The sequence below is a fragment of the Kribbella sp. NPDC048928 genome (genome assembly GCF_043197975.1).
Taxonomy (GTDB): Bacteria; Actinomycetota; Actinomycetes; order Propionibacteriales; family Kribbellaceae; genus Kribbella.
This window is the reverse complement of record NZ_JBICUC010000002.1, coordinates 836,012-862,144: the sequence shown is the minus strand read 5'-3', so window position 1 is coordinate 862,144 and position 26,133 is coordinate 836,012. Positions and strand designations below refer to the sequence as shown.

Sequence of the window (26,133 nt, the reverse complement as noted above, 5' to 3'; positions counted from 1 at the left end):
GCATGTACGAACCGTTCGAAGCCTATGACCACGGCATGCTCGACGCCGGCGACGGCAACCAGGTGTACTGGGAGGTCTGCGGCAACCCGGACGGCAAGCCCGCGCTGGTGATCCACGGCGGCCCGGGCTCCGGTGCGGGCGCGTTCTGGCGGCGGTTCTTCGATCCGTCGAAGTACAAGGTGGTGCTCGTCGACCAGCGCAACTGCGGCCGCAGTACGCCGGACGCGGCCGAGCCGGACGTCGACCTGAGCACGAACACCACGGCGCATCTGATCGCGGACTTCGAGCAGCTCCGCGAGCAGCTCGGCATCCCGAGCTGGCTGATCCTCGGCGCGTCCTGGGGCGCGACGCTCGGCTTCGCGTACGCCGAGCAGCACCCGGAGGCGATCTCCGAGATCGTGCTGTTCAGCGTCACCAACACCACGAGGCGCGAGGTCGAGTGGCTGACCCGCGAGATGGGCCGGATCTTCCCCGAGGAGTGGGAGCGGTTTCGCGATGTCGTACCGGAAGGTGAGCGCGACGGCAACCTGGCGCTCGCGTACAGCCGGCTCCTGCACGATCCGGATCCCGCGGTCCGCGAGCACGCGGCGAAGAGCTGGTGCGCCTGGGAGGACACCCACGTCCGTACGCACGCGGACTGGCAGCCCGACCCGCGGTACAACGACCCGGTGCTGCGGCTCCGGTTCGCGCGGCTCGTCACGCGCTACTGGGGTCATGCGGCCTGGCTGGAGGAAGGCTCGCTGGTCCGCGACGCCGGCAAGCTCGCCGGGATCCCGGGGGTGCTGATCCACGGACGGCTCGACATCAGCAGCCCGGTCGAGGTCGCCTGGCGGATGGCCCAGGCCTGGCCGGACGCCGAACTGCAGCTGGTCGAGCAGGAGGGGCACGGCGCCGGAGGGGCCCGGACCGAGGAGCTGATCATCGAGGCACTGGACCGTTTCGCTTTACGGTCCTGACCGGATTTTCCCCATCGTGCACGTGCACGTGCACGGGTGGCAAAGATTTGATCACTGATCTTTACAGCGATGGAACCAGCCGGAACCCTTGGGTCGCATGACTGAGCTGGATTCCCGCCCGGAGCTCGAGACCGTCTACACCCTGAGCCGGTCCGACGTTGCGCGCTTCGCCGACCACGGATTCGTGAAGCTGAAGAACGTGCTCAGCCCGGAGACGATCGCCGCGTACGAACCGGAGATCACCGGCAAGGTGATCGAGCTGAACACGCAGCACCTACCGCTGGAGGAGCGCGACACCTACGGGAAGGCGTTCCTCCAGGTCTCGAACCTCTGGCAGGACAGCGAGCGCGTCCTGGAGTTCGTGTCCTCGCCGCGGCTGGCGAAGATCGCGGCGCAACTGCTCGGTGTCCAGTCCGTACGGCTCTACCACGACCAGGCGCTCTACAAGGAGTCTGGTGGCGGCGTCACGCCCTGGCACGCGGACCAGTACTACTGGCCGTTCACGACCGACCGGTGCGTGACGATCTGGGTGCCGCTGCAGGAGACCCCGATGGAGATGGGCCCGCTGTCGTTCGCGGCCGGCAGCCACAAGTTCGAGTTCGGGCGCGACCTGCCGATCAGCGACGAGTCGGAGCGGGTACTGCAGCAGGCCCTGGCCGAGCAGGAGTTCCCCGAGGTCTCCGAGCCGTACGAGCTCGGTGAGGTCAGCTACCACCTCGGCTGGACGTTCCACCATGCGCCGCCGAACACCACCGACATCCCACGCCGGGTGATGACGGTGATCTACGTCGACGCCTCGATGGAGATCTCGGAGCCGGCGAACGGCAATCAGACCGTCGACCTGGCGACATGGATGCCCGGCAACGAGCCGGGCGAGACGATCTCCTCGCCGCTGAACCCGATCCTTTACTGACCGCCGCCGCTCCCGGACCTTTCCGGGGTGTCGGCCGACCTCTGTACCTATTAGTATGTACGGCATGAACTCACCGATCAGCCGTGTCGTCGTCCTCGACCAGCAACTTCCGGAGGCGCTCCCGGTGCAGCGCGTCGAGGTACGGCGGATCACCATCGACCCGCACACCGCGCTCGGCGCCCACGTCCACAACGGTCCCGTGTTCGGGAACATCGTGTCCGGGTCGGCGATCTACCAGCAGTCGGCCGGCTCCGAGCCCCAGGTCCTGCACCCCGGCGACGTGTTCTACGAACCGGCCGTCGACGAGATCATCCGCTTCGACACCGAGGCTGAGGGCGTCACGTTCCTCGCCTACTTCCCGCTCACCGCCGGCCAAGAGGCAACCCTCGACCTGGTCTAGTGGACCGCCACGCAGGCAGAACCCCCTGAAACGGGGCCAAAACGACCCGGAAACGGGGGTTCTGCCTGCCTAGCGGTCCAGCTTCCGCTTCTGCGGGTAGATCGTCTCGCCGCGGGCGAGTTGCTCGACGAACTGCGCGATCCGGTTCGTCCTGGTCTCGGCGCGCTTCACGCTGGTCACCCGGTGGATGACCGCGAACCGGTTGGCGCTGGTGAGGATCTCGAACATCGCCAGCGCCTGCGGTTCCGCGGCCAGCGCCGCCGCCAGGTCGTCCGGCACCTCGCGCGCACTCGCCCCTCCGTACGCCTTGTCCCAGCGACCGTCGGCCTTCGCGCGCTCGACCTCGGCGCGACCGGCGTCCTGCATCCGCCCGTCCTGCTCGAGCCGCGCGATCAGGTCGACGTTGCGCTGCGACCACATGCTCCGCGTGCGCCGCGGCGTGTACCGCTGGATGAACGTCTGCTCGTCGCGACCCCGCCGCTGCCCGTCGATCCACCCGTGACACAAGGCCTCCTCGAGCGCCTCGTCGTAGGTCAGGCTGGTCGGCGACGTCACGTTCTTCTTCGCCAGTACGAGCCAGACGCCGTCCGGTTCCCGATGGTTCTTCCGCAGCCAGGCACGCCACGCGGCCGCATCCACGACGATCAGCTCGGTACTCATGACGCAGCCTCCCGGTAACGAGCGGCCAACTGGGCCGCGGCATCCTTCAACTCCTGCGGACCGACGAACTCCAGATCGCACTCGAACATCCCGAACGTCGCCGCCAGCCCGGTCCACGACCAGCCGCTGATCGCCAGCCGGCAACTCGTCGGCGAGAGTTCCTCGACGACCGCTCCGTAACCGGCCCACTGCGCGATATCGGACGCCTTCGCCTGCAGGATTGCCTCGCCACGGCACGGGTTCTTGTCCTGCCCGCGGAAACGGTCGGAGATGAACGTCGCGATGTCCGGCGCCGGCAGTTCGCGCGGCGTGAACCGCGGACCGGTCGGCGTCTTCGGCGTCATCCGATCGACCCGGAACGTCCGCCAGTCCTTCCGGTCCAGGTCCCACCCGACGAGGTACCAGCGGCCGCCCCACGTGACCAGGTGATGCGGCTCGACCTGGCGGGGCGGCGTCCACACGTCGTCCGGAGCACCGGGCGCGGCGTAGTCGAAGCGCAGTACCTCCTGGGCACGTACGGCCGAACCGATCGCGATCAGCTGGTCCGAGTCGATCTTCGTACGGCGGTCGGCGTACCGGTCGACGGTGGTGACCTGCAGCGCGTCGACCCGGTGCCGCAACCGCGCCGGCATCACCTGACGAACCGTGGCCAGCGCCCGCAGCGCACCTTCCTCGATCCCGGTGACCGTGGTCGTTGCCGTCTGCAGCGCCACCGCGACCGCGATCGCCTGGTCGTCGTCGAACAGCAGCGGCGGAAGCTCGGCGCCGGCGTCCAGGCGGTAGCCGCCGTCCGGTCCTTTGGTCGCGCGCACCGGGTAGCCCAGGTCGCGGAGCCGGTCGACGTCACGACGTACGGTCCGCGGACTCACCTCGAGCCGGTCGGCAAGCAGTGCGCCCGGCCAGTCACGACGAGCCTGCAGCAGCGACAACAGCGCGAGCAGTCGAGCAGAGGTTTCGGACATGCCTTCAGATTGCCACGAATAGCGGCCAGAACCTGTCCTCTTCCACTGGAAATGTCTCTGCTGCAGCCCCCGACCGAAGGAGACATCGTGATCAGCACCCGAGCGCTCACCAGGGATTTCGTGGTGAGCCGTACCGAGACCGTGCACGCCGTCCGCGGCATCAGCCTGGACGTCGGTCCCGGCGAACTGGTCGCCGTCCTCGGCCCGAACGGCGCGGGCAAGACCACCACGCTGCGGATGCTCACCACCCTCATCACCCCGACCTCGGGCACCGCGACGGTCGCCGGGTACGACGTGACCGCGCACCCCAGCCAGGTCCGGCGACGGATCGGGTACGTCGGTCAGGGCAACGGAGCCGGCCACACCCAACGGGTCGGCGACGAGCTGACCAGTCAGGGCGTCATCTACGGGCTCGACCGCCGCGCCGCGAAGAGCCGGGCGGGCGAACTGCTCGAGGCGCTCGAACTGAAGGACCTCGCGCAGCGCAAGGTGTCCGACCTGTCCGGGGGCCAACGCCGGCGCCTCGACGTCGCGATGGGCCTGGTACACGGGCCGTCCCTGCTGTTCCTGGACGAGCCCTCGACCGGTCTCGATCCGCAGAACCGCGCGAACCTGTGGGACCACATCCTCCGGATGCGCGCCCGGTACGAGATGACGATCGTGCTCACCACGCACTACCTGGACGAGGCCGACTCGATGGCCGAGCGGGTCGTCGTGGTGGACCACGGCGAGGTGATCGCCGACGACACCGCGAACACCCTGAAGGCGAAGCTGGCCGGCGACCGGATCGCGATCACCGTTGCCCCGAGCAACATCGACCGGGTGCGGCAGCTCGCCGGCCGGTTGCCCGGCGCTCGGGAAGTGGTGGCCGTCGGCGACGAAGTCAGCGTCCGGGTCGCGGACGGTCCGGCAGCACTCCCCGAGTTGATCGCCGCCACCCAGCAGGCCGGCGTACCGATCGCCGCGGCGCAGGTTTACCGGCCGACGCTCGACGACGTATTCCTCAACCTCACCGGCCGCAGCCTGCGTGAGGACAACCCCGGAAAGGCCGCTTGAGATGACCACCCTGACGCTTGGACCGACGCTCGCCCCGACCACCGCCCAGCCGTCCCGGAGCCTGCTGCGCGACATTCGGATCGTGATGACTCGCGAACTCCGCCCGGTACTGCGGGATCCGTTCAGCCTGCTCTTCGGGATGATCCAGCCGCTGGTCTTCCTCGCTCTGTTCGGCCCGCTGCTGTCGGGGTCGATGGGAGCCACGTTCGGGGCCGGCGTCTGGCAGTGGTTCGTGCCGTCGATCCTGGTGATGACCACGCTCTTCGGTACCTCGACCACGGGCGCGAACCTGCTGTCGGAGTTCCAGACCGGAGCGCACGAACGGATGCTGGTCACGCCGCTGTCCCGCTCCTCGTTGCTGATCGGCCGGGCGCTGAAGGAGATGGTGCCGCTGTTCGGGCAGGCGGTGATCGTGATCGCGGTGATGACACCGTTCGCGTTCGACCTGCAGCTCGGCGGCGCGATCGTCGGGCTGGCCCTGCTCGCGGTCTTCGGTGTCGGCCTCGGCTCGTTCAGCTACGCGCTGGCGATCGCGGTCCGCAAGCAGGACTGGATGTTCTGGGTCGTGCAGCAGACGTTCCTGTTCCCGCTGATGATCCTGTCCGGGATGCTACTGCCGCTCGAGACCGGTCCGGAGTGGATGCGGATCGCGTCGAAGTTCAACCCGCTGTCGTACGTGGTCGACGCCGAGCGAACCCTGTTCTCGGGTGACGTGTGGTCCGGCGCGGCGCTCTGGGGCCTGATCGCGGCACTCGTCACGGCCGCTGTGGGGCTGACGGTCGGGATCCGCGCGATGCTCCGTTCGGCGAACTGACCCAAAGGGGCCAATGGCCTCATTTGGCCATCCCGGCCCATATATTTCACCTACGGTAGCGCTCAGATCACCCACCGCCCCCGAAGGAGATCTGATGAGGCCCCGCCCCGCCTTGTTCGCCGTCTTGACCTCGCTTGCCGTCGCCGCTCTGGCCGGATCGAACGCCCTCGCCGGCCCGAGCGCTTCGGCGGCCGAGGCGCCATCGGCCGTCCCAAAGGTTGTGGCGCCGGCCGCGACCGACACCGACGGCGACTCGCTGCCGGACGCGTGGGAGACCAACGGGTACGACGCCAACGGTGACGGCGTGGTCGACGTCGACCTGCCCGCGATGGGCGCCGACCCGAACAAGAAGGACCTGTTCGTCGAGATGGACTACATGGACGGACTGCTCGCCAGTACAGCGGCTCTGGACCGGATCGTGCAGGTCTTCGCGTCCGCGCCGGTCAGCAACCCGGACGGTACGAGCGGTGTCACGATCCACCTCGACGCAGGCTCCGCAGGTGGGGCGAAGTACGACCTCGGTGGTGGCAACGAGGTTGCGTACGACGCCGATCTCAACCCGTCGGCGACGCAGACCAACGCGATCAAGGCGGCCAACTTCGCCGCGGCACGCAAGGCCGTCTTCCACTACATGCTCTGGGGCGACAGCTACGACGGTGGCTGCAGCAGCGGGCAGGCGTTCAACATCCCCAACGACACGTTCATCGTCACGGTCGGCCCGAAGTGCAACTGGAAGGCGACCGACGACACCAACGTCGGTACGTTCGTCCACGAACTCGGCCACAACCTCGGACTGCAGCACGGCGGCACCGACGGCCTGAACTACAAGCCGAACTACCTGAGCGTGATGAACTACTCGTTCCAGCTCGGCGGCGTGCTGAAGGCCGACGGCACCAAGTACTGGGGCTACTCGAACGTCCAGCCGGCCTCGATCAACGAGGCGCGACCCGACGAGACCGCCGGCCTCGGCAGCCTCGGCGCCGGGTACAAGACGAGCTGGAAGTGCCCGAACGGCGCGACCCGGACCACGACCGGCGCCGCGAACCAGCCGATCGACTGGAACTGCGACGGCGACGCCACGGACACCACCACCGCAGCCGACATCAACGGCGACAAGACCACGTCGATCCTGATCGCCCAGAACAACTGGGCCAACATCGTCTTCGGCGGCGGCGCGGTCGGCGGCGGCTCCGAGCCCCGCACCAAGACCCCGGCGTCCGAGCTGAAGGAACTCACCCACGACGAGGCCGAACAACTGCACCGCTGAGCACGCGGCCCTCGCACTCTCAGGTGTGCGAGGGCCTCGGCGGTCTTCGGATGCGGACCGCCAGCACTCAACAACTGCACTCTCGGCGCACGGCTGAGCGTGGAGAGGTGCCTCCGGCGTCAATTGATGAGTGCTGGCGGTCCGCCCCAGACCCCGGACGCTGCGGTTTCGCGGGCCCAGTCGGTGAAATCGCGGGGCGGGCGGCCGAGGACGCGCTCCACGCCGTCGGACACGTACTCGGAGCGGTGGTTGCGGATCACCGTGAACAGGTCGCGGACCGCCTCGGCGTCCTCCTGCGGCACGCCCTGCTCGAGCATCTCGGCGACATGACTGTCCGGGTCCAGGTCGACGTAGCGGATCGGACGACCGGTGGCCGCGGTCAGTTCGGCGGCGACCTCGGGCATGGTCAACGTACGCGGGCCGGAGATCGCCAGCACCTGGCCGACATACGACTCGTCGAGCAGCGCCGTGGTCATCACGTCGCCGACGTCATTGGTGTCGATCCACGCCTCCGCACCGGTGCCCGCGGACAGCCGGATCTCCCCCGCGAGCACGTGGTACTGCAGGAAGTCCTCGCTGAACCCCTGCGCGAACCAAGCCGGCTGCACGATCGTCCAGTCCAGCCCGCTCGCAGTCACCACACTCTCCAGCTCGAGCTGTCCGTCGTACACGGCGAAATCGCGCCCAGAGCTGCCGACGCCGCGACCCGACAGCAGTACGACACGACGCAACCCGTCGGCCTGCTGGATGAATCGGCCCGCCTGCGCGAGCCCGGTCGGCCCGACCGGTGGTGCGAGGTACGCCGTCTTGGCGCCGCGGAGCGTATCCGCCCAGGTGCTCTCGTCGTACCAGTCGAACCGCCGCTCGCTGGAGCGGGACGCCAGCCGGTACGGGACGCCGCGCGCGTCGAGCTGAGCCGCGACGCGACGGCCGGTCTTGCCTTTGCCACTGAGGATCAGAATCGGTGTCATGACTCCAGTCCACCGGGTTCCGGTGAGACAAACCATGGCTGCACGCTGCACTTCGATGTTCGGAACGCTCAAACCTGACATAGACTCACTTCATGGACGTTCTCGACGAACTGCTCACCGGGACCCGCGCGCAGGACGGCGTCTTCAACCTGACGATCCTGGATCTGCCGTGGGCTCTGGAGATCCGCGACGAGGCGCCACTCGCCCTCGCCACGGTGGTCCGCGGTTCCGGCTGGTTGACGCGCGCCGGCGTCGAGCCGCAGCGGATGGAGCAGGGCGACGTCGCGATCGTCACCGGCCCGGAGCCGTACGTCGTCGGCGACTCGCAGCAGACCGCGCCGGTATTGCGGATCCACCCCGGCGGGATCTGCGAACGGTTGCCTGGGGCACCGATCGACTACTCGGCGCAGCTCGGCGTCCGGACGTACGGCGGCCGGAAGACCGGCGAGGTAATGGTTGCCAGCGGCACCTACCAGGTCGCCGGCGATGTCAGCCGGCGACTGGTCACGGCACTCCCGTCGGTGCTCGTGGTGCCCGCGGCCGAGGTGGCCGGAGCGGTGATGGACATGATCACCAGCGAGATCCAGCGTGACGTACCAGGGCAGCAGACCGTGCTCGACCGCTGGCTCGACCTGGCGCTGATCACCACGCTGCGCGCGTGGTTCGCCCGGCCGGATTCGCACGCACCGGGGTGGTACCAGGCACAGACCGATCCGGTCGCCGGTACTGCGTTGCGCCTGCTGCACGAGGATCCGGCGTACCCGTGGAACGTCACGGAGCTCGCGGATCGTGCCGGGGTCTCGCGCGCTTCGCTGGCCCGCCGGTTCACGGCTGTCGTCGGCGAGGCACCGATGAGCTACCTGACCGGATGGCGGATCACGCTCGCCGCCGACCAGCTGCGGTCGACCCGGGACACGGTCGAGACGATCGCCCGCCGGGTCGGCTACGCGAACGCCTTCGCATTGAGCGTTGCCTTCAAGCGCGTCCGCGGAATCACCCCCACCGCCCACCGCCGGGCCGCTTGAAAGTCTCAACGCACGGGTTCAACGATACGATTGAGGCTCATGGGCCATCAGGAGATCCCGCTCGCGCTCGGCGAACTGCGGCAACTCAGCCTGTGGACGGCGGACTGCGCCGAGCAGGCGCTGCCGATCTTCGAAGCGGCGGCGCCAGGCGATCGGCGGGCCCGGGACGCGATCGAGGTCGTGCGCGAGTTCGGTGCCGGAGGCAAGCGAACCAAGGCGATCCGGACCGCTGCCTGGGCGGCGCTCAAGGCAGCCGGCGAGCTGACCGATCCGGCGGCCGAAGCGGCTGCCCGGGCCGCGGTCGGCACCGCCGGCTCGGCGTACCTGCACCCGTTCGCGGCAGCCACGCAGGTGAAGCACATCGTTGCCTCGGCACAGTACGCGGCGTACGCACATGAACTGTCGACCGGCGATCCGGCGGCGGCCGATGCAGTGATTCGCTGGGCGATCGACCGCGTCCCGGAGGTGGTCCGGGACGTGATCGCGCGCTATCCGGACGGTACGCCGGGCCGCAGTCGGCTGGGCGACTTGCACCGGCGGGTGGAGGCGGAGCTCAGGCGATCGTTGACTTCATGAATGCGAGCGCCTGCGGCCAGGCCAGCCGGTACGCGTCCGCGTTGACGTCCTTGCCGTGCCGCGACTTGTCGGAGAATCCGTGGTCCGCGCCAGGGAAGTACTGCGCGAACGTCGCGCCGGCGGTCCGCGACTGCAGCACGGTCTGCAGCGTCTCGAAGTCCGCGTTCGGTACGGCGGTGTCCGCGCTCGGGTAGCTCACCAGCACCGGCGCCGTGATCCCAGCCGCTTCGGCGATCGCGTCGTACGTGTGGTGCGGCGGCCGGTTCGACGGAACCGTCGGGTGGAAGGCGACGACGTTCGCCACCCGCTGGTCGCGCGCCCCAAGCAGGAACGCGAACCGCCCACCGAGGCACCACCCGATCACGCCGACCTTGTCGCACCCGAGCTCGTCGAACAGGTAGTCCAGCAAGGCGCCCTGCTCCGCGAGCGCAGCGTCGTCGTCCATCTGCTTGAGCATCCCGCTGAGCTCTTCACGCGTCGCGTTGTCGGTACTGCGGCCCTTGAACGGATCCCACGACAGCGCGGTGATCCCCTCGCCGGCCAGCTCGTCGGCCCACTCCCGGATCTGCTCACCGATGCCGGTGATCATCGGCAGCATCAACATGCCCGCCCGCCCGACCTGCGCCAGATAAGCGTCCTGCTCCCCTACCGTCACCTTTACGCCCATGAGCGTGATCTTAAGGTCAGCTGACGCCGACCGTCTGGTGGTCCACCTCGATGACACCGACGATGCGCTCCAGGTCCCGCCCGTACGGTTGACCGATGTACTTCTGGGCGATCTGGTCGACGAGGGCCCAGCCTGCGTCGCCGTCGATCCAGTCGACGACGCGGCCGCGGACGATGACCGGCTCGTACGGGTTGCCGACCGGGGCGAGTGAGAGCGCGACGCGGGGGTCGCGGCGCAGGTTGCGGGCCTTCTGGGAATCCGGGCCGGTCAGGAAGATGATCTTGTCGTCGAGCGTGCTCACCCAGAGCGGGATCGAGTGCGGCGAGCCGTCCGGCAGGACGGTGGCAAGGTGGGCGATCGACGTGCTCTCGACGGCGGCGCGTACGGCGGGCTTCAACATGGCAGGCTCCTTCAGCGAACGATTTCGTAGTGCAGGTGGGTGACGCCGGGGGCCGGTACGGCCTCCAGAAGGTTCAGGCGGATGTGTTCCGGCAGCTCCTGGAAGAACGGGCGGCCACCACCGAGCAGGATCGGGACCTGGTGCAGGATCAGTTCGTCGACCAGTCCTGCCCGGAGGGCCGCGGTGACGGCACCGCCGCCCATCAGCCCGACATCCTTCCGGCCGGCCAGCTCACGTGCCGCGGCGACAGCGTCCTCGATGGTGTTGGCGAGGGTCTGCCGCTCGCTGACCTCCGCCACCGGACCGTGGCTGAGCACGACCAGCGGCGCCTTCGGGTGCGGGCTGTTGCCGCCGAAGTGACCGGAGTCGTCGTACGTCTTGTGGCCGGCGATCACCGCACCGACCCGCGCCGCCTCGGCGTCGAAGACCCGGGCGCTCGGCGCGCTGAGCTTGAACCCGTCGAACACCTCACTCGGTGTGTCACCGTCGAAGTACCAGTCGAACAGCATCGGCGCATCGCCGAGCCCGTGGTCCGGACCGGAGTCGCGTCCGGTGATGTAGCCGTCGACCGAGACCGCGAGGGCGCAGATCACCTTGCTCATCGTGTTCACCTTCCGTTCGGGGTTCCTTGAAGGAACGCTAACATGCCGAAGTTCCCTAAGGGAACCCCAACGGCTAGACTGATTCCATGCAGCGCACAGACTTCCGTGAGATGGCGTGCTCGATCGCGCGCACGCTGGACGTGATCGGCGAGCCCTGGTCGCCGTTGATCCTGCGCGACATCTGGGTCGGGCTCGCGCGGTTCGAGCAGCTCCAGGCGGACCTCGGGATCTCCCGCAAGGTCCTCACCGAGCGGCTGAACCACCTGGTCGACCGCGGCGTGATCGAGCGCCGGCCGTACGACCAGCGCCCGCGGTACGAGTACGTACTGACCGAGCGCGGCCGCGAACTGGTCGACGTCCTGATGGTGATGGTTGCCTGGGGCGACAAATGGCTGGCCGGCGAGGCGGGCCCGCCGGTCCTCTACCGGCACCACGCCTGCGGCGAGATCAGCCACGTCGACCTGGTCTGCGCCAACTGCGGCAAACCGATGCACGCCGACGACGTCGAGGTACTTCCCGGCCCGGGCGCAGCTCAACCGCAGTAGGGCCGATAGATCTCGAGGTTGCTGTCCACGCGGGCGATTCGGTCGAAGCCCCAGGTGTCGACGCCCGGGCGGTCGACCTCGTTCACCACCCGTGCGGACAGGTCGCGGAGACCGCGGGCGAGCAGCGCGAACTCGAGATGATCCGCATCGAGATCGTGGGCGCCGTACTCGTCGAGGAAGTCCACGAGCGGCTCGCCGTCGGCGGCCACCCACAGGTCGTACTCGCGCGGCCCGATCACGGCGTTCTCCCAATCGAGGATGGCCGCGACCTCACCGTGCTCGCCGATCAGTACGTTCAGCCCATGGAAGTCGGTGTGGCAGACGACCTCCCGTACGGGCTTCAGTCGTGCCCGTACGTCATCGAGCCGCGCGATTGCCGCCGTCACCACGTCTGCTCGCTCGGCGATCCACGGATGTTCCAAGTACTCAGCGAGCATGTGGATGTGCGGTTCGCTGATGTCCGCGGGCGGCAGTGAGACCTGCCGCGGCGCCTCATGCACCTGGCGCAACGCGCGCGCCACCACTCGCCAGTCGTCCCAGGTCGCCGTACGCCCCGCTATATAAGGGAAAACAGCGTAGGCACGCGACCCGCTCAACGCGGACAACTCGCCCTGCACAGTCCGTACCGGCTCCACGACGGGCAGGCCGAGGGCGTGCAACTCCCCCAGCTGCTCCAGCCCGATCGGCCGCTCGCCTTCCTTCCACCGCTTCACGAACCACCGGCGGTCCGCCACCCAGCCCTCGGTGGCGAATCCGCCGGCGTGCGGCACCAGCTCGGTGGCGGTCAGCCCGTAGTCGCGTTCTAGATCCACCCCTGCATCAGATCACTTCTGGGCCGCGCAATCAGATCATTTCTGGGCCGCGAGCATCCGCAGGACGGCGGCGTTCACCAGGATCAGGATCAGCACCGAGAAGATCAGCAGCGCCACCTGCGCCGGGAGCAGGGCGATTCCGAGCCCGATCAACAGCACGGGGATCGCAAGCCCGGCGTACGCGATCAAGAAGAGCGCGGCCAGGACCTCACCACGCGACGACGGCTCGGCGAGCGACGCGGCGGTGGCGACCGCACCGCGGAAGACCAGACCCACGCCGGCACCCGCGACGACGCCACCGATGACGAAGAGCCAGAGGCTCGGGATCAGCCCACCGACCGCGACACCGACCAGGCCGACCGTCATCGCCACCAGACCGAGCCGCAGCTGATGCGGCCGCGACATACGAACGAACACAGCCTGGCTGCCCGCACCTGCGGCGAAGACCGCGAACGTCACAACACCGGCGAGCAGCCGCGACGTCTGGTGCAGTACGCCGGCCAGGAACGTCGGCGCCAGCGAGGTGAAGAGTCCGAAGATCGCGAACGCGGCGAACGCCCCGATCGCCGACGCGAAGAACAGCGGGCGGGCCGAGGACGGGAGCGCGACCCGCTGCGGCCGGTACGCAGGACGCTCCTCCAACCGCTCCACGGTCTCCGGCACCAGCGCGATGCCGAGCGCACTGAGCAGCAGCAGGACCAGGAAGATCTCGTACGGACGCTGCAGCGGCGCGTCGACGTACTGCGCGAGCAATCCACCCACGAGCGGACCGAACGCCAGGCCGCCGAGGTTCACCATGCTCGAGATCAGCGCGGAGCGGCTCGGGTCCTCGCCGGGCCGCGCGATCTGCCGCAGCTCGGACAGGTGCGCGGTGGCGGTCGCGGTCAGGACGCCCACCCCGACGCCACAGATGAACCGGGCGAGCAGCAGCCCCGGGACGGCCGGCCAGATCAGGAAGATCGCCGCGGACAGAGCCTCGGCGAGGACCGCGAGCAGCGCTACCCGGCGACGGCCGAGCCAGTCGCTGACGTGGCCGGCCAGGTACAGCGAGGCCATCACGCCGACCGCGTAGCTGGCGAAGATCACCGTGATCATGAACGTCGGGAAGCCGTCGCGCTGCTGGTAGATCGCATAGAGCGGAGTCGGGATCGTCGAGAAGGCCATCGTGGTGAGGAAGGCCGCCGCGATCACCCAGAATCCCGGAGCGTGCGCGAACCGGATCCGTACGCCGGTCCGCGAAGAGGTCATGGTGGACATGGTTCCAGCGTGCCGCGACGGATCTATCGAGTCCAACGAAAGTTCTTGCATGCTCTTATCGAGATCCTCGATAATTCGGAGCTATGGACAGCCGCCAGCTGGAGTACTTCGTCGCGGTCGCCGAGGAGCTGAGTTTCACCCGAGCGGCGCAACGGCTGTTCACGGTCCAGTCCACGGTGTCGGCCGGCGTCCGCGCGCTGGAGACCGATCTGAAGACGACCCTCTTCGACCGCTCGACCCGGCGGGTCGTACTGTCGGCCGCCGGCCAGGCGTTGCTGCCCGAGGCGAAGGCGGCGCTCGAGGCGCTCGACCGCGCACGGGCCGTGGTCGAGGAGGCATCGTCCGGGCTGCGCGGCAACGTCCGGATCGGGACTCTGGCCCGGCTCAGCCTGGTCGACCTGGCCGACCTGCTCGGCACCTTTCACCACAAGTACCCGCTGGTGGAGGTACAGGTCACCACCTCGCCGACCGGATCCACCGGCCTCGCCGACGATGTACGGCATGGCCGGCTCGATCTCGCACTGCTCGGCCTGCCCCGGTCCGAGCTGCCCGGACTCGACGTCCACGACCTCGCGACCATGCCGTTCGTGGCGCTCGTGCCGTCGACGCACCGGCTGGCCGGACGGGACGCCGTACGCCTCGACGATCTGATCGACGAGCGCTTCATCGACATGCCGCCCGGCTTCGGGAACCGCCGGCAGATCGACCGGGCCTTCGACGCGCTCGGCCGGCCGCGGCGGATCCAGGTCGAGGTGCCGGAGCTCACCGCGATCCCGGACTACGTCGGCGCCGGACTCGGCGTCGCGGTGGTCCCCGACGTCCAGCTCGCCGCCGAGCCGGGGGTCACCAAGGTGGCGCTCACCGGCATCGACCTGACCTGGACGCTGTCAGTCGTCACCGCGGGCGGCCGGCGATCGAGCCGGGCGACCACCGCCCTGCTCGACCTGATCACCGACTCGGCCGGGCCCGAGGGCCGGTTCTTCTGACCTGCCCCCTTCGTTCACGAGGGAATGTAAGTTCGGCCGCGGTCGTTGCAACTAACACTTCGGTGATGAATCACCGAGCCAGACACCCAAGACCTGGGGGCCTTTGCTACGGATCGTCCGGCACGTTCCTGCCGGCGGAGGAGAGGAAGCGCGACATGGCAACTGTCTCGTTCAAGGGAGCGACCCGGGTCTACCCGGGCACCGACCTGGCCGCAGTGGATACGCTCGACCTGGATATCGAGGACGGCGAATTCATGGTGCTCGTCGGCCCGTCCGGGTCCGGCAAGTCGACAGCACTGCGGATGCTGGCCGGGCTCGAAGAGGTGAATGATGGAGCGATCTTCATCGGCGACCGCGACGTCACGAACGCGCCGCCGAAGGAACGCGACATCGCGATGGTGTTCCAGAACTACGCGCTGTACCCACATATGTCGGTGGCCGACAACATGGGCTTCGCCCTGAAGATGCAGGGCATCCACAAGGACGACCGCGCCAAGCGCGTCATGGAGGCGGCCAAGCTGCTCGGTCTGGAGGAGTACCTCGACCGGAAGCCGAAGGCGCTGTCCGGCGGTCAGCGTCAGCGGGTCGCGATGGGGCGTGCGATCGTGCGTAACCCGCAGGTGTTCCTGATGGACGAGCCGCTGTCGAACCTCGACGCCAAGTTGCGCGTTCAGACCCGTACGCAGATCGCCGAGCTGCAGCACCGGCTTGGCGTCACCACTGTCTACGTCACCCACGACCAGGTCGAGGCGATGACGATGGGCGACCGGGTTGCGGTGCTTCGCGACGGCAAGCTGCAGCAGGTCGACACCCCGCTGAACCTCTACGACCGGCCGAAGAACAAGTTCGTCGCCGGCTTCATCGGCTCCCCCGCGATGAACCTGATCACCGCCGAGATCACCGACGGCGGCGCGAAGATCGGCGACTACGTGGTCCCGATCGCGCGCGAGTTGCTGGCCAAGGCCGGTGCCGACAAGACGCTGACGATCGGTGTCCGCCCCGAGGCGCTGCACATTGCCGATGAGGGCCTGCCCGTCAAGGTGTCGGTGATCGAGGAGCTCGGCTCGGACGCGTTCCTGTACGGCTCTGCAGACCACGCCGAGAACCAGCAGATCATCGCCCGGATCGGCACCCGCCTGCACAACGACAAGGGCACCGAGGTCTACCTCGCTCCGGACCCGGAAAAGGTGCACCTGTTCTCCACGTCGACGGAGGAAAGACTAGTAATTTGACCCTGTGGGCTTGTGGGAGAAGGACGCACCAGGAGTGATGGAGCTGCCGTCGGGGCGGCTGGTCCGCGGACGCGGTCTGCGGCACGGCCCGGCGGCAGCGCCGTTTCCGACGTACGGCGTGTACCTGCTCGGCAAGGAGCCGCCCGACGTCCCCTGGGAGACGCATTGGGTGAAGTGGCCGGACTTCCGGCTCCCGTCGGATCGGACTCAGGCACTGACAGAGTTTCGCGCGGCGCTGGAGCGCACCGCGACCGGTCGCGTCGAGTTCGCCTGTGACGGCGGCCGCGGCCGGAGCGGTACGGCGCTCGCCTGCCTCGCCGTACTGGACGGTGTGCCTGCTGACCAAGCCGTCGCGTACGTACGGCAGCACTATGACAAGCACGCGGTCGAGACGCCGTGGCAGAAGCGCTATGTACTAAATCTGTTGACCCAGGCGTGACGGATCGCGTTGGCTCGGGCCGTGACGATCGAGCGGAGCAACCCTGACGGCCTGCATGCGACGCCTGGCTATCACCACGTGACGCGAGTGCAGGCGGACACCTTGGTGTACCTGGCGGGGCAGTGTCCGCTGCAAGCCTCCGGCGAGCTGGCCGCGGGCGGCCTCGAAGGGCAGACGGCGCAGGTCATCGCCAACATCCTGACCGCTCTCGAGTCCGTGGGCGCCACCCCCGAGAGCGTCGTCCGTACGGTGATCTACGTCGCCAGCTCGGACCGCGCCGACCTGAGCGCGGTCTGGACGCAGCTCAACGCCTCACCACTCGCGCCGGCCTTCACCACGGCGAGCACACTGCTCGGCGTCGCACAGCTCGGATTCCCCGGGCAACTGGTCGAGGTGGACGTCACCGCAGCTCTGTGAGCTGGTGGTTCGCCCAGAGTCGCCTCGTCGGGTCGTAGCGGCGTTGGAGGTTGGTGAGCCGGTTGTAGTCGTCGTACGCGTCGGCCACCTCGGCGGCGGTCAGCTTCCCGAAGCTGAAGTTGAGGGCGCGGCCAACGGCTGCCGTACGCCACGGTTCGAGGACCTTGTCGCCACCGGTGCCCTTCCCCGGGGTGAGGACGGTCAACGAGTACTTCGCCGCACGGCGCCCGACGGCGTTCGGGATCTCCGGTTCACGGGCCAGCGCGCCGCCGAGGTGGCGGATCCCGATCACGTGCATCCGTGACGCTCCCGGACCGGCCAGCTCGGGCAGCGTCTTGAGGGCGTTGAGGTCGTCGAGCAGCACATTGCGCGAGCTGTAACTGTCCGGGCGCTCCGGCTCCGCGAAGATCTGGCCCGAGTCGACGTACGGGATCACGCCCACCGTGTCGAGCACCGGCGTCCCGATCGCCCGCAACGGTGCGATCAGCTCCTCGCCCCGTTCGCCGAGGATTGCGAGCTGGACCTGGCCGACGTACTTCCCGCGCACCGGCTCCGGCACCTGCGGGATGTCCGGGATCGGCAGGATCGCGATCGCCGACGTCACCTCGTCGGGCACCGACTGCGTCCACTCCCGCCACTGCTCCGGCACCTCCGGGTACTCGGCGAGGTCGAAGTACAGGCTCCCGCCGAAGATCGTAGGTACGTCGAACAGGTCGACCTCGATCCCCGTCACCACACCGAAGTTCCCACCGCCGCCGCGCAACGCCCAGAACAGATCCGGGTCCTCCTCCGCGTTCCGCCGGACGCCGTCCGGAGTCACCACCTCGATCCGCCGGACGTGGTCCGCGGCGTACCCGTACCGCCGCGCCATCAACCCCAGCCCGCCGCCGAGCGTGTACGAGATCGCGCCGACGCCCGGCGCGCTGCCGGACAGCGGCGCGAGACCGTACGGCGCGCTTGCGGTCAGTACGTCCCGCCAGGTCGCGCCCGCCTCGATCCAGGCCGTCTTCCGGCCGGCGTCGACCGTCACACCGTTGAAACCGGCGGTCGCGATCAGCACCCCGCCGTCGATCCCTTCGTTGAGTCCGTGCCCTGCAGCCTGGACAGCGATCCGCAGGTCGTGGTCGATCGAGTAGCGCACCGCCTCCTCGATCTCGTCCGCGCTCGTGACCGGGAAGACCACCGCTGGCCGGTGCGGGTCGCGGCGCTGGAACCCGAGCCGCGCCTCGTCGTACCCCTTGCTTGTCGTCGTCAGCATCATGAAAGTCACGCTAGAGCCCCTTGCGGACATATCTTGTCCGCAAGCGATCATGGATGGATGAGTGCCCGCAAGGAAATGCCCGGCCGGCTGCTGCGGCTGTTGTCATTGCTGCAGAGTCGGCGCGAGTGGTCCGGGCACGAGCTGGCCGACCGCCTCGGCGTCACCGAACGGACCGTACGGCGAGACGTCGAGCGGCTCCGTTCACTCGACTACCCGGTGACCGGCACCACCGGGACCGCGGGCGGCTACCGGCTCGGATCCGGAACCCACCTGCCGCCGCTGCAACTGGACGACGACGAGGCGATCGCCGTCGCGCTCGGTCTCGTCGGCGCGGCCGGCGGCGGGTTGAGCGGGATGGCGGACAGCTCGATGAGCGCGCTCGCGAAGCTGGAGCAGGTCCTGCCCGCGCGGCTCCGGCCACAACTCGCGGCGGTCGGCTCGGCCGCGGAGGCGATCCCGCGTCCCGGCGTACCGCAGGTCGATCCGGGCGCCCTCGCCGTCCTCGCCCGCTGCTGCCGCAACCACGAGATCGTTGCCTTCGACTACCAAGGACGCGCACGCGGTGCGACGCGACGCCGGGTGGAGCCGCATCAGCTGCTGACGCTGGCCTGGCGCTGGTACCTGCTCGCCTTCGATCCGGAACGGGACGACTGGCGGAGCTTCCGCGTCGACCGGATCTCGTCGGTGACGCCGGTACTGCATCGCTTCACCCCACGCGTGCTGGACGGGCCGTCGTACCTGGTGGAGTCGTTCGCGTCGGCGCAGTACCAGCACTCCGTCCATCTGACCGTACGGGCATCTGCAGCCACTGTCTCCGCAACCTTCGAGGGGATTGTGCGCGGGATCGTCGAGCCGGTCGATTCGTCGACGTGCACCGTGCGGTTCAGTGCGGACACGCCCGCGCTGCTGCTGACCCAGGTTGCCGCGATTGCTGCTGTCGCGCCGTTCGTGGTCGACCACGCCACGCCGGAGACCGCTGCGCTGATCGGCCGGGTGGGCGACCAGCTCAAGCAGTCGTTCGGGGCCTCAGGCAACGATCAGGCCGACTCCGAGCGTCAGGACGCCGATCGCCAGGCAGACCGCGCCTGACCAGAGGACCCAGAGGAACTGGTTCGGCTGGGTCCGGTCCTTGCCGGCCGAGGACGCGAAGAACCCGCCGGACATCAGGATCGCGGCGACCGGCATCGCGAGCCGGGCGACCCACAGCCAGAACCCGGTGAGGCCGGTCTGGTCGACGTACAGCAGGGCGACCAGGCTGAGGATCACCAGAACTCCGGCGTGGGCGTGACCGGCACGGGCGAACGACTTCTGGAAGTCGGTCATCGGCACCTGGCCGCGGACGATCTTGGTCATGAAGTACCCGCCGAACTGGATCGTCACGACGGTGAGCAGGATGACACCGGCGATGACGCGGGATGCGTCGGTCATGCGTAGACCTCTTCTTTCTCGACTGGTGTGCTGACGCGGGACGTCCGCGCGATCCACAGCGCGACGGCGATGTAGAGAACCTGTTCAGGGATGCGTTGCCACAGCGGCGTCGCCTCCGCGCCGCCGAACGAGATGTCCGCGACCGCCTCGTGGATGTTCGCGGGCAGGAGCCCGACGAACAGCGCGGCCAGCGCGTAGCCGGCCGGCTTGCGCGTCGCAGTCACCACCAGGCCGATGGCGCCGAGCAGCTCGAAGACTCCGGTCAGGTAGACGAGCGCGTCGGCGGACGGCAGGAACGGCGGCACGATCCGCACCATGTCGGCGTGGTTCGGCATCACCGTCACGCTCGCCGGTACGAAGTGCGCGCTCGCGGTCAGCAGCAGCATCACGGACATCGCGTGCGCCGCGGCGACCGGCCAGGTCGCGAACCGCCGGACGCCGAGCGCACCGAGCGCCCGGAAGGCGAGGGTGCCGAGGATCAGTACGAGCAGGATCATCTGACTCGCCTCCTTATGGATAGTTCAGATATCCGCTTATGGATACTGCTACTATCCATCACAGACGACAGGAAGGCAAGCCATGCGAATCGGGGAACTCAGCAAGGCCACCGACGTCCCGGTGCCGACGATCAAGTACTACCTGCGCGAGGGCCTGCTGCCCGCGGGCGAGCTCAGCAGCCCGAACCAGGCGGCGTACGGTGGGACCCATGTCCGCCGGCTGCGCCTGATCCGGGCCCTGATCGAACTGGCAGGAGTACCGGTGGCCACCGTGAAGGAGATCCTCGAGTCGCTCGACGCGGACACCGAGCCGCTGCACGAGCAGATCGGCCGCGCGCATCGCGCTCTGACTCCGACCCGCCGGCTGTCTGCAACCGACGAGGCCCGTACGGCGGCGACCGCTCAGGTCGCGGACCTGATCCACGACCGCGGCTGGTCGGTCGACCCCGAGGCGCCCGCGCTGGCCACGCTCGTCGAGACCATCGCCGCGCTCCGCACGCTCGGCCAGGACAACCTCGTCGCCCACCTCGACACGTACGCCGACGCCGTCGAAGCCTTCACCCAACTGGAGATCGACGCCGTCACCACCAACCCGACCCGCGACCAACTGGCCGAATCGGTGGTCATCGGCACCATCCTCGGCGAAACCCTGATCGCCTCCCTGCGCCTCCTCGCCCAGGAATCCATCTCCGCCGAGCGCTGGAAGGACCGCTGAATCAGACGCGAGGCTTGAGCACCTCCCGGCACCACGTACGGAAGTCCGTGCCCGTGATGGCGGCTCTCGACCAGTCCGCGTCGTAGATGCCTTCGTCGTGTGCGGCGAACGCCTCGGCCACGTCCTGCACCGCCTGATCGTCGGCACCTTGGGAGCGCAGCAGCGATCCGTAATCCTCGATCGGCACGCGGCGGTAGGTGATCGGACGCCCGAGTTCCTGGCTGAGCACCTCCGCCATACCGTCCGGAGTCAGGCGATCAGGCCCGTACACCGGAAGGTCTTCCTGACCGCTCCAGGCCAGATCGACGAGCAGACCGGCGGCCGTACGGGCGATGTCGCGCGTCGCGATCATGGCCAGCGGGTGATCGCCGGCGCCCGTGAGCGAGAACGTCCCCTGCGTGCGGATGGATTCGAGGTGCCGGAAGAGGTTCTCCATGTAGAACGGCAGGCCCAGCGCGCGGTACGCCGCACCGGATGCCGCGAGCTCTACGTCCATCGCGAAGGCTGCGGAGAGTACGCCGGCCCGCGTCGGCCAGCCATGTCCCGCACTGGAAACCGCGACGACATGCCCCACGCCGTGACGAGCGACGGCGGCCCGCCCGGCACGGGCGAAGTTGAGGTAGTGCGCCTCCGCGCTCGACGCCTGCGGGTTCGGCGGGACGAGCCAGAACAGTGCATCGGCGCCCGGCAAGGCCTTGTCGAGCACGGCCGCGTCGTCGTGCGAGCCCTCGACGATCTCGACCCGCTCGCGAACCGCGTCGCTCAGCCGGGACGCGTCGCGAACGATGACACGGACCTGAGCGTCCTGGTCGAGCAGCAGGCCGACCAGCTCGGAGCCGATCTGCCCGGTCGGTGTGGTGACGGCAATCATCAGTACGCCTCTCATAACATGAACAGGAATTCCGGTTCCGAATCTAGGCCCGGCCCTGGGTTCCCGTCAACTAGAGTGCAGACATGACCTCCAGCGACCGCCCGTTGCGCGCGGACGCCAGGCGCAATCGCGACGCGGTCATCGACGCGGCCGGCGAGCTGTTCGCCCAGCACGGCGACGCCGTGCAGATGGACGAGATCGCGGCGCGCGCCGGGCTCGGCGTCGGCACGCTCTACCGGCACTTCGCTGACAAGCAGGCGCTGATCGCGGCGATCATCGGCCGGCGCTTCGCCGCGATGACCGCGCTCGCCCGCAGCGCCGACCAGGCCGAAGACCCGTGGACCGCGTTCGAGCAACTGCTCTACGGCTACCTGGAGTCCGCGCGCACCGACGCCGCGTTCTGCCTCGCGCTCCTCGGGCCGGAGAAGCCCGACTGGAACGAGATCGCGGCGGAGAAGGCCGAGTTCTCGGCCGTCACCGAACAGATCGTCCGACGCGCGGTCGAAGCCGGCCACCTGCGCGAGGACTTCAGCTCCGACGATTTCATCCTCATCACCCGCGGAGCGATGGCGACCATGACCGGCGCCGGCGACTGGCGGCGCTATGTACAGCTGACCCTCGAGGGCATCCGCCGTTAGCAGGCGCCGCCAAGGCCCGGGAGGAGTTTGGACAGGGCTTTGTGGAGGGCGCGGCGGTCGGTCTCGGTCAGCGGGTCGAAGACCAGTTGGCGGACGAGTTCGACGTGGCCGGGGGCGGCCTTGACGAGTTCGGCGTAGCCGTCGGTCGTGAGGATCGCGTTCGTGAAGCGTCCGTCGGCGGCGTCGGGTTCGCGACGTACCAGCCCACGGTTCTCCAGGCGGCGGATCAGATGCGAGAGCCGGGAGAGCTCGGAGTTGGTCAGGATCGCGAGCCGGCTCAGACGCATTGTGTGGTCCGGCTGATCCGAGAGGCCGGCCAGAACGTAGTACTCCAGGAAGCTCAGGTTGGAGTCGCGCTGCAGCTGCTCCCCGAGCGCGCCGGTGAGCAGCGCCATCATCAGCTGCAGCGTCTGCCAGGTCTCCAGCTCGGCAGGCAGCAACCAGCGCGGCTCGACCGCCTCCTCCGCCACTTCACTCCCCATGACTGCAGCATAGCCAGGACCGAGTTGACTTGAACTTTCATGTTAACCGGCTTACCTTGGCTATTGACATGAACATTCAAGTCATCCCCCCCGAAGGAGTCGTCGCCATGAGCGACCTGAAGATCGCCATCATCCTCGGCAGCACCCGCCCCGGGCGGAACGGCAAGGCGGTGGCCGACTGGGTGGTCGAGCAGGCCGCGCGCCGTACGGACGCCACCTATGAACTGATCGACCTGCTCGACTACCCGCTGCCGCACCTGGACGAGGCGATGCCGCCGGCCGCCGGGCAGTACGCCGGCGAGCACACGAAGGCGTGGGCCGCGACCATCGCGGCGTACGACGGCTTCGTGTTCGTCACCCCGGAGTACAACCACTCCACGTCCGGTGTGCTGAAGAACGCGATCGACTACCTGTACGCCGAGTGGAACAACAAGGCGGCCGGCTTCGTGTCGTACGGCTCGCTCGGCGGCGCGCGGGCGATCGAGCACCTGCGCGCGATCAGCGCCGAGTTGCAGCTCGCGGACGTACGGCAGCAGTTGTCGTTCTCGATGTTCACCGACTTCGAGAACTTCAGTACGTTCCGGCCGGGACCGCAGTACGCCGACCAGGCGACCGTGCTGTTCGATCAGCTGGAGTCGTGGGCGCGCGCCCTCAAGCAGGTCCGCGTCGGCCAGCCGATCGCGGCATGAACGTCGCGGTCTGGATCATCTCCGGCGTACTCGCCGCGCTCTTCCTGCTCTCCGGCGCGGCGAAGGCCCCCGCGACCAAGGCATCGCTGGGGGCCAATCCGCGGATGGGTTGGGCCACTCCGTTCCCGATCGGCCTGATCAAGTTCATCGGCGTCGCCGAGATCGCCGGGGCCCTCGGGCTGATCCTGCCCCGCGTGTTCGACACCGCCACCTGGCTCGTGCCCGCCGCCGCCATCGGCCTCGCCGCCACGATGCTCGGCGCGATCGTCACCCACGGGCGCCGGTCGGAGTACCCGAACGTCGCGATCAACACCATCCTGCTGGTGCTGACCGTCTTCGTCGCAGTAGCACGCCTCAGCTCCTGACGTACGTACCCTTGTGGGTACGTAACTGATTGGGTACATTGCATCCATGGATGCGGTACTGCACGCGTTGGCCGACGAGAGCCGACGCACGATGCTGGCGATCCTCCGGGATCATCCGGCCGCGGCCGGCGAGCTCGCCGACGCGCTGCCGATCGCCCGGCCCGGCGTCTCCCGGCACCTGCGCGTGCTCCGGGAGGCCGGGCTGGTCGACGTACGTCAGGAGGCGCAGCGACGGATCTACACGCTGCGCCCCGAGGCGCTCGTCGAGGTGGACGAATGGCTGGACGGCTATCGCGCGCTGTGGCGAAACCGGCTCGACGCGTTGCACACCGAAATAGCCCGCGGAAAGAAGGCGCGAAAGTGAAGCTGATCGGGACCATGAGGGCGCTCGACGAGACCCGCGGAGCCGTCCGCGTCGAGGACGTGTACGACACCGACATCGACGACCTGTGGCAGTCGTGCACGACACCGGAACGACTCGCGCGCTGGATCGCCGAGGTATCGGGTGAGCTGCGCGTCGGCGGGACGGTTCAGGCCGTCTTCACCAGCACCTGGAACGGCCCGGCGCGGATCGAGGTCTGCGAGGCGCCGCACCATCTGCTGCTCACCACCGAGCCGGGCACGGACGACGAGGGTCAACTCGAGGCCTGGCTCACCGCGGAAGGTTCGCGGACCAGGCTGGTCGTCGAGGAGCGCGGTCTGCCGGTCGGCAAGCTGCATTACTACGGAGCGGGCTGGCAGGCGCACCTCGAAGATCTGAGGCGGTCACTGATGGCGGACGGCCCCACTCACGAAGGCGGCTGGTCCAACGAGAAGCCCGCAACCGCGTGGCACGAGCGTTGGACCGAGCTGACCGCGACGTACGAGGGCACGGAGGTCGGCTGATGTCGGATCGGATCAAGTTCAGCGGCGTCACCGTGAACGCACCCGACGCGCTTGCCCTCGCCAACTTCTACGCCGAGATCACCCGCGGTGTTGCGAAGGGCAACGAACACTGGGCGATCACCACCGGGCCCGACGGGGACATCGGGTTCCAGCAGGTCGCGGACTTCCGTCCACCGCAGTGGCCGGACGGCGAGGTCCCGATGGAGATGCATCTCGAGTTCTACGTCGACGACCTGGAGGCGACGGAGACCCGCGTACTGGCCGCCGGCGCGACCCGATTCACGTACCAGCCGAACTCCGACCACTGCTTCGTGTACGCCGATCCGGCAGGCCATCCGTTCTGCCTCTCCACCTGGGACAGCCCGCAAGTCGACTAACTGCGCGACGCCGCGACCTCACCTACCTCTGCTCGATCGGGCGTGCTGCAGGGTCGTTCGGTGCCGGCGTCGCGAGCAGGCTGCGGACTCGTCGCGGGGTTTGGCCCAGCTCGCGCCGCATGCTGCGGGTCAGGTGCGCCTGGTCGCTGAAGCCGAGGGCGATCGCCAGGCCGGCGAGGTCGGCCTCGCCGTCCGCGAGCCGCTGCAGCGCTCGACTCACCCGGACGCGATTGCGGTAGCGGCTGAGGCTCATCCCCGCGTGATGGTGGAAGGTACGGCTCAGGTGTGACGGCGACGCACCGAGCGCGTCGGCCAGCGCGATCAGGCTCGTACTGATCGGATCGTCCGCGAGCATCGCATCGCGCGCACGATCCGCGAGCGCGTACCGTCCGGGCGCCGGCAGCTCATCAGGCTCCTTTCGCAGCGCCAGCCGGAGCAGAGTCACGACCGCCTCGACGGCCGCAAAGTCCGGGTCGGCACCGGTACGCAGGAGCATCCGATGAGCCAGCTCGAGCCGTCCGTCTACCCGCACGTCGGGCCGGCGGTGCCCGTCGATCCCCTCGCTCAGCCGCTCCCCCGGCAGGCTGATCGACGTACAGACGTCGCCCCCTGCGGGGTGTGAGAACCGCGCCTCATGACCCGGCGCCTCCAGGTAGCCAGTGGTCGGATCAACCGTTACCCGCCGCCCCTCGGAACGCAACCGGAACCGACCGCTCCGAACCAGCACAAGGTGCGCCGCAGTCGCCTGCTCAGGCGACGACCACCCAACCTGATCGTCGCTGCACTCGACAACCCGCACCACCACCTGCGGACTCTCCGCCAACGTTCTGGTCACGCGCACCTCTAAAACCTACCGACCCCCACCGACACTTCCAGCGGCCTTGGAGCGATCCGCATATTCGTTCAAGACCGTCGGCGGCGGCTTGGCCGAGGCTTTGGGTGTGGGCAACAGTCTTGTGAGAAGTGCC

Annotated in this window: 36 protein-coding genes; 23 read left to right on the top strand and 13 right to left on the bottom strand. The window is 68.6% G+C overall.

The features are described from left to right. The first annotated feature begins 2 nt into the window (after positions 1-2). The 3 genes from pip to ACGFI6_RS11090 all read left to right on the top strand — a co-directional run bounded on the left by pip (position 3) and on the right by ACGFI6_RS11090 (position 2,269). Positions 3-956, top strand: a complete 954-nt coding sequence (gene pip, locus ACGFI6_RS11100; protein WP_393117254.1) for a prolyl aminopeptidase — start codon at positions 3-5, stop codon at positions 954-956. Between the two features lie 97 nt (positions 957-1,053). Then, positions 1,054-1,869, top strand: coding sequence for a phytanoyl-CoA dioxygenase family protein (locus ACGFI6_RS11095; RefSeq protein ID WP_393117252.1), 816 nt, complete (start codon positions 1,054-1,056; stop codon positions 1,867-1,869). A gap of 64 nt (positions 1,870-1,933) precedes the next feature. Beyond that, positions 1,934-2,269 (top strand): hypothetical protein, encoded by a 336-nt coding sequence (locus tag ACGFI6_RS11090; RefSeq protein WP_393117250.1) that lies wholly within the window; start codon positions 1,934-1,936, stop codon positions 2,267-2,269. Between the two features lie 69 nt (positions 2,270-2,338). Here ACGFI6_RS11090 and ACGFI6_RS11085 read toward each other — a convergent pair whose 3' ends face one another. Together ACGFI6_RS11085 and ACGFI6_RS11080 are read right to left on the bottom strand one after the other, a co-directional pair. Further along, positions 2,339-2,929 (bottom strand): YdeI family protein, encoded by a 591-nt coding sequence (locus ACGFI6_RS11085; protein WP_393117248.1) that lies wholly within the window; start codon positions 2,927-2,929, stop codon positions 2,339-2,341. Then, positions 2,926-3,891 (bottom strand): helix-turn-helix transcriptional regulator, encoded by a 966-nt coding sequence (locus ACGFI6_RS11080; RefSeq protein WP_393117246.1) that lies wholly within the window; start codon positions 3,889-3,891, stop codon positions 2,926-2,928. The genes ACGFI6_RS11085 and ACGFI6_RS11080 overlap by 4 nt, the downstream gene beginning before the upstream one ends. A gap of 87 nt (positions 3,892-3,978) precedes the next feature. Between ACGFI6_RS11080 and ACGFI6_RS11075 the strand changes: the two genes are divergently transcribed. The 3 genes from ACGFI6_RS11075 (at position 3,979) to ACGFI6_RS11065 (ending at position 7,028) form a co-directional block, all read left to right on the top strand. Continuing rightward, positions 3,979-4,947, top strand: a complete 969-nt coding sequence (locus ACGFI6_RS11075) for an ATP-binding cassette domain-containing protein (protein WP_393117244.1) — start codon at positions 3,979-3,981, stop codon at positions 4,945-4,947. 1 nt (position 4,948) lies between these two features. Next, positions 4,949-5,761 carry an ABC transporter permease gene (locus ACGFI6_RS11070; protein ID WP_393117242.1) on the top strand — a complete coding sequence of 271 codons (813 nt, stop codon included), beginning with the start codon at positions 4,949-4,951 and terminating at the stop codon, positions 5,759-5,761. A 94-nt stretch (positions 5,762-5,855) separates the two neighbouring features. Further along, positions 5,856-7,028: a zinc-dependent metalloprotease family protein gene (locus ACGFI6_RS11065; protein WP_393117240.1), complete on the top strand. Its 1,173-nt coding sequence runs from the start codon at positions 5,856-5,858 to the stop codon at positions 7,026-7,028. 119 nt (positions 7,029-7,147) lie between these two features. Here ACGFI6_RS11065 and ACGFI6_RS11060 read toward each other — a convergent pair whose 3' ends face one another. Next, positions 7,148-7,999, bottom strand: coding sequence for an NAD(P)H-binding protein (locus ACGFI6_RS11060; RefSeq protein ID WP_393117239.1), 852 nt, complete (start codon positions 7,997-7,999; stop codon positions 7,148-7,150). Between the two features lie 92 nt (positions 8,000-8,091). Between ACGFI6_RS11060 and ACGFI6_RS11055 the strand changes: the two genes are divergently transcribed. Then, positions 8,092-9,024 carry an AraC family transcriptional regulator gene (locus ACGFI6_RS11055; RefSeq protein ID WP_393117238.1) on the top strand — a complete coding sequence of 311 codons (933 nt, stop codon included), beginning with the start codon at positions 8,092-8,094 and terminating at the stop codon, positions 9,022-9,024. Between the two features lie 39 nt (positions 9,025-9,063). Further along, entirely contained in the window at positions 9,064-9,600 is a 537-nt protein-coding gene (locus ACGFI6_RS11050) for a putative immunity protein (RefSeq protein WP_393117236.1), read from the top strand. On the opposite strand, the gene ACGFI6_RS11045 is transcribed toward ACGFI6_RS11050, so the two are convergent. From ACGFI6_RS11045 to ACGFI6_RS11035, 3 genes are read right to left on the bottom strand one after another with little or no spacing between them, the layout of a single operon-like run. Further along, positions 9,578-10,267 carry a dienelactone hydrolase family protein gene (locus tag ACGFI6_RS11045; RefSeq protein WP_393117234.1) on the bottom strand — a complete coding sequence of 230 codons (690 nt, stop codon included), beginning with the start codon at positions 10,265-10,267 and terminating at the stop codon, positions 9,578-9,580. The genes ACGFI6_RS11050 and ACGFI6_RS11045 overlap by 23 nt on opposite strands. A 16-nt stretch (positions 10,268-10,283) precedes the next feature. After that, positions 10,284-10,667 carry a TIGR03618 family F420-dependent PPOX class oxidoreductase gene (locus tag ACGFI6_RS11040; protein WP_393117232.1) on the bottom strand — a complete coding sequence of 128 codons (384 nt, stop codon included), beginning with the start codon at positions 10,665-10,667 and terminating at the stop codon, positions 10,284-10,286. Between the two features lie 11 nt (positions 10,668-10,678). Continuing rightward, complete coding sequence (locus ACGFI6_RS11035; protein ID WP_393117230.1) at positions 10,679-11,269, bottom strand: dihydrofolate reductase family protein; 591 nt, start codon at positions 11,267-11,269, stop codon at positions 10,679-10,681. Positions 11,270-11,355: 86 nt separating this feature from the next. Between ACGFI6_RS11035 and ACGFI6_RS11030 the strand changes: the two genes are divergently transcribed. Further along, positions 11,356-11,814, top strand: coding sequence for a winged helix-turn-helix transcriptional regulator (locus tag ACGFI6_RS11030; protein WP_393117228.1), 459 nt, complete (start codon positions 11,356-11,358; stop codon positions 11,812-11,814). On the opposite strand, the gene ACGFI6_RS11025 is transcribed toward ACGFI6_RS11030, so the two are convergent. Next, on the bottom strand, positions 11,802-12,626 hold the full coding sequence (locus tag ACGFI6_RS11025; protein WP_393117226.1) for a phosphotransferase enzyme family protein: 825 nt from the start codon (positions 12,624-12,626) through the stop codon (positions 11,802-11,804). The genes ACGFI6_RS11030 and ACGFI6_RS11025 overlap by 13 nt on opposite strands. A 36-nt stretch (positions 12,627-12,662) precedes the next feature. Then, positions 12,663-13,874: an MFS transporter gene (locus ACGFI6_RS11020; protein ID WP_393117224.1), complete on the bottom strand. Its 1,212-nt coding sequence runs from the start codon at positions 13,872-13,874 to the stop codon at positions 12,663-12,665. 92 nt (positions 13,875-13,966) lie between these two features. Here ACGFI6_RS11020 and ACGFI6_RS11015 point away from each other — a divergent pair, with 92 nt between their 5' ends. The 4 genes from ACGFI6_RS11015 (at position 13,967) to ACGFI6_RS11000 (ending at position 16,957) form a co-directional block, all read left to right on the top strand. Next, positions 13,967-14,869 (top strand): LysR family transcriptional regulator, encoded by a 903-nt coding sequence (locus ACGFI6_RS11015; RefSeq protein WP_393117222.1) that lies wholly within the window; start codon positions 13,967-13,969, stop codon positions 14,867-14,869. Between the two features lie 155 nt (positions 14,870-15,024). Beyond that, positions 15,025-16,101 (top strand): ABC transporter ATP-binding protein, encoded by a 1,077-nt coding sequence (locus ACGFI6_RS11010; protein ID WP_393117220.1) that lies wholly within the window; start codon positions 15,025-15,027, stop codon positions 16,099-16,101. A gap of 4 nt (positions 16,102-16,105) precedes the next feature. After that, entirely contained in the window at positions 16,106-16,540 is a 435-nt protein-coding gene (locus tag ACGFI6_RS11005) for a protein-tyrosine phosphatase family protein (RefSeq protein WP_393117218.1), read from the top strand. Positions 16,541-16,561: 21 nt separating this feature from the next. Next, complete coding sequence (locus tag ACGFI6_RS11000; RefSeq protein WP_393117216.1) at positions 16,562-16,957, top strand: RidA family protein; 396 nt, start codon at positions 16,562-16,564, stop codon at positions 16,955-16,957. On the opposite strand, the gene ACGFI6_RS10995 is transcribed toward ACGFI6_RS11000, so the two are convergent. Continuing rightward, positions 16,941-18,218, bottom strand: coding sequence for an FAD-binding oxidoreductase (locus tag ACGFI6_RS10995; RefSeq protein WP_393117214.1), 1,278 nt, complete (start codon positions 18,216-18,218; stop codon positions 16,941-16,943). The genes ACGFI6_RS11000 and ACGFI6_RS10995 overlap by 17 nt on opposite strands. A gap of 57 nt (positions 18,219-18,275) precedes the next feature. Here ACGFI6_RS10995 and ACGFI6_RS10990 point away from each other — a divergent pair, with 57 nt between their 5' ends. Next, a complete protein-coding gene (locus ACGFI6_RS10990; protein WP_393117213.1) occupies positions 18,276-19,307 on the top strand; it encodes a helix-turn-helix transcriptional regulator in 1,032 nt (343 codons plus the stop codon). Here ACGFI6_RS10990 and ACGFI6_RS10985 read toward each other — a convergent pair. Continuing rightward, positions 19,245-19,646 carry a hypothetical protein gene (locus ACGFI6_RS10985; RefSeq protein WP_393117211.1) on the bottom strand — a complete coding sequence of 134 codons (402 nt, stop codon included), beginning with the start codon at positions 19,644-19,646 and terminating at the stop codon, positions 19,245-19,247. The two genes, ACGFI6_RS10990 and ACGFI6_RS10985, sit on opposite strands and share 63 nt — an antisense overlap. A gap of 90 nt (positions 19,647-19,736) precedes the next feature. Between ACGFI6_RS10985 and ACGFI6_RS10980 the strand changes: the two genes are divergently transcribed. The 3 genes from ACGFI6_RS10980 (at position 19,737) to ACGFI6_RS10970 (ending at position 20,858) form a co-directional block, all read left to right on the top strand. Beyond that, on the top strand, positions 19,737-19,844 hold the full coding sequence (locus tag ACGFI6_RS10980; protein ID WP_393117209.1) for a hypothetical protein: 108 nt from the start codon (positions 19,737-19,739) through the stop codon (positions 19,842-19,844). A 117-nt stretch (positions 19,845-19,961) separates the two neighbouring features. Further along, positions 19,962-20,147: a hypothetical protein gene (locus tag ACGFI6_RS10975; RefSeq protein WP_393117207.1), complete on the top strand. Its 186-nt coding sequence runs from the start codon at positions 19,962-19,964 to the stop codon at positions 20,145-20,147. A 78-nt stretch (positions 20,148-20,225) separates the two neighbouring features. Then, positions 20,226-20,858: a MerR family transcriptional regulator gene (locus tag ACGFI6_RS10970; RefSeq protein WP_393117205.1), complete on the top strand. Its 633-nt coding sequence runs from the start codon at positions 20,226-20,228 to the stop codon at positions 20,856-20,858. A 1-nt stretch (position 20,859) separates the two neighbouring features. Here the strand turns inward: ACGFI6_RS10970 and ACGFI6_RS10965 are convergent, their stop codons facing one another. Beyond that, complete coding sequence (locus ACGFI6_RS10965) at positions 20,860-21,744, bottom strand: NAD(P)H-binding protein (protein ID WP_393117203.1); 885 nt, start codon at positions 21,742-21,744, stop codon at positions 20,860-20,862. Positions 21,745-21,812: 68 nt separating this feature from the next. Between ACGFI6_RS10965 and ACGFI6_RS10960 the strand changes: the two genes are divergently transcribed. Beyond that, positions 21,813-22,367 (top strand): TetR/AcrR family transcriptional regulator, encoded by a 555-nt coding sequence (locus tag ACGFI6_RS10960; protein ID WP_393117201.1) that lies wholly within the window; start codon positions 21,813-21,815, stop codon positions 22,365-22,367. On the opposite strand, the gene ACGFI6_RS10955 is transcribed toward ACGFI6_RS10960, so the two are convergent. Then, positions 22,364-22,849, bottom strand: coding sequence for a MarR family winged helix-turn-helix transcriptional regulator (locus tag ACGFI6_RS10955; protein ID WP_393117199.1), 486 nt, complete (start codon positions 22,847-22,849; stop codon positions 22,364-22,366). The two genes, ACGFI6_RS10960 and ACGFI6_RS10955, sit on opposite strands and share 4 nt — an antisense overlap. Positions 22,850-22,956: 107 nt before the next feature. Here ACGFI6_RS10955 and ACGFI6_RS10950 point away from each other — a divergent pair, with 107 nt between their 5' ends. The 5 genes from ACGFI6_RS10950 to ACGFI6_RS10930 are packed head-to-tail and all read left to right on the top strand — an operon-like array spanning position 22,957 to position 25,165. Next, positions 22,957-23,538, top strand: a complete 582-nt coding sequence (locus tag ACGFI6_RS10950) for an NADPH-dependent FMN reductase (protein ID WP_393117197.1) — start codon at positions 22,957-22,959, stop codon at positions 23,536-23,538. Continuing rightward, positions 23,535-23,903, top strand: coding sequence for a DoxX family protein (locus tag ACGFI6_RS10945; protein ID WP_393117195.1), 369 nt, complete (start codon positions 23,535-23,537; stop codon positions 23,901-23,903). Before ACGFI6_RS10950 ends, ACGFI6_RS10945 begins: the two co-directional genes overlap by 4 nt. 46 nt (positions 23,904-23,949) lie before the next feature. Beyond that, positions 23,950-24,267, top strand: a complete 318-nt coding sequence (locus ACGFI6_RS10940; protein ID WP_393117193.1) for an ArsR/SmtB family transcription factor — start codon at positions 23,950-23,952, stop codon at positions 24,265-24,267. Further along, entirely contained in the window at positions 24,264-24,788 is a 525-nt protein-coding gene (locus ACGFI6_RS10935; RefSeq protein ID WP_393117191.1) for an SRPBCC domain-containing protein, read from the top strand. Before ACGFI6_RS10940 ends, ACGFI6_RS10935 begins: the two co-directional genes overlap by 4 nt. After that, the gene (locus ACGFI6_RS10930) at positions 24,788-25,165 is read left to right on the top strand and encodes a VOC family protein (protein WP_393117189.1); all 378 of its coding nucleotides are present in this window, start codon (positions 24,788-24,790) and stop codon (positions 25,163-25,165) included. The genes ACGFI6_RS10935 and ACGFI6_RS10930 overlap by 1 nt, the downstream gene beginning before the upstream one ends. 22 nt (positions 25,166-25,187) lie before the next feature. Here ACGFI6_RS10930 and ACGFI6_RS10925 read toward each other — a convergent pair whose 3' ends face one another. Beyond that, positions 25,188-26,000 carry a helix-turn-helix domain-containing protein gene (locus ACGFI6_RS10925; RefSeq protein WP_393117187.1) on the bottom strand — a complete coding sequence of 271 codons (813 nt, stop codon included), beginning with the start codon at positions 25,998-26,000 and terminating at the stop codon, positions 25,188-25,190. Positions 26,001-26,133 lie beyond the last annotated feature (133 nt).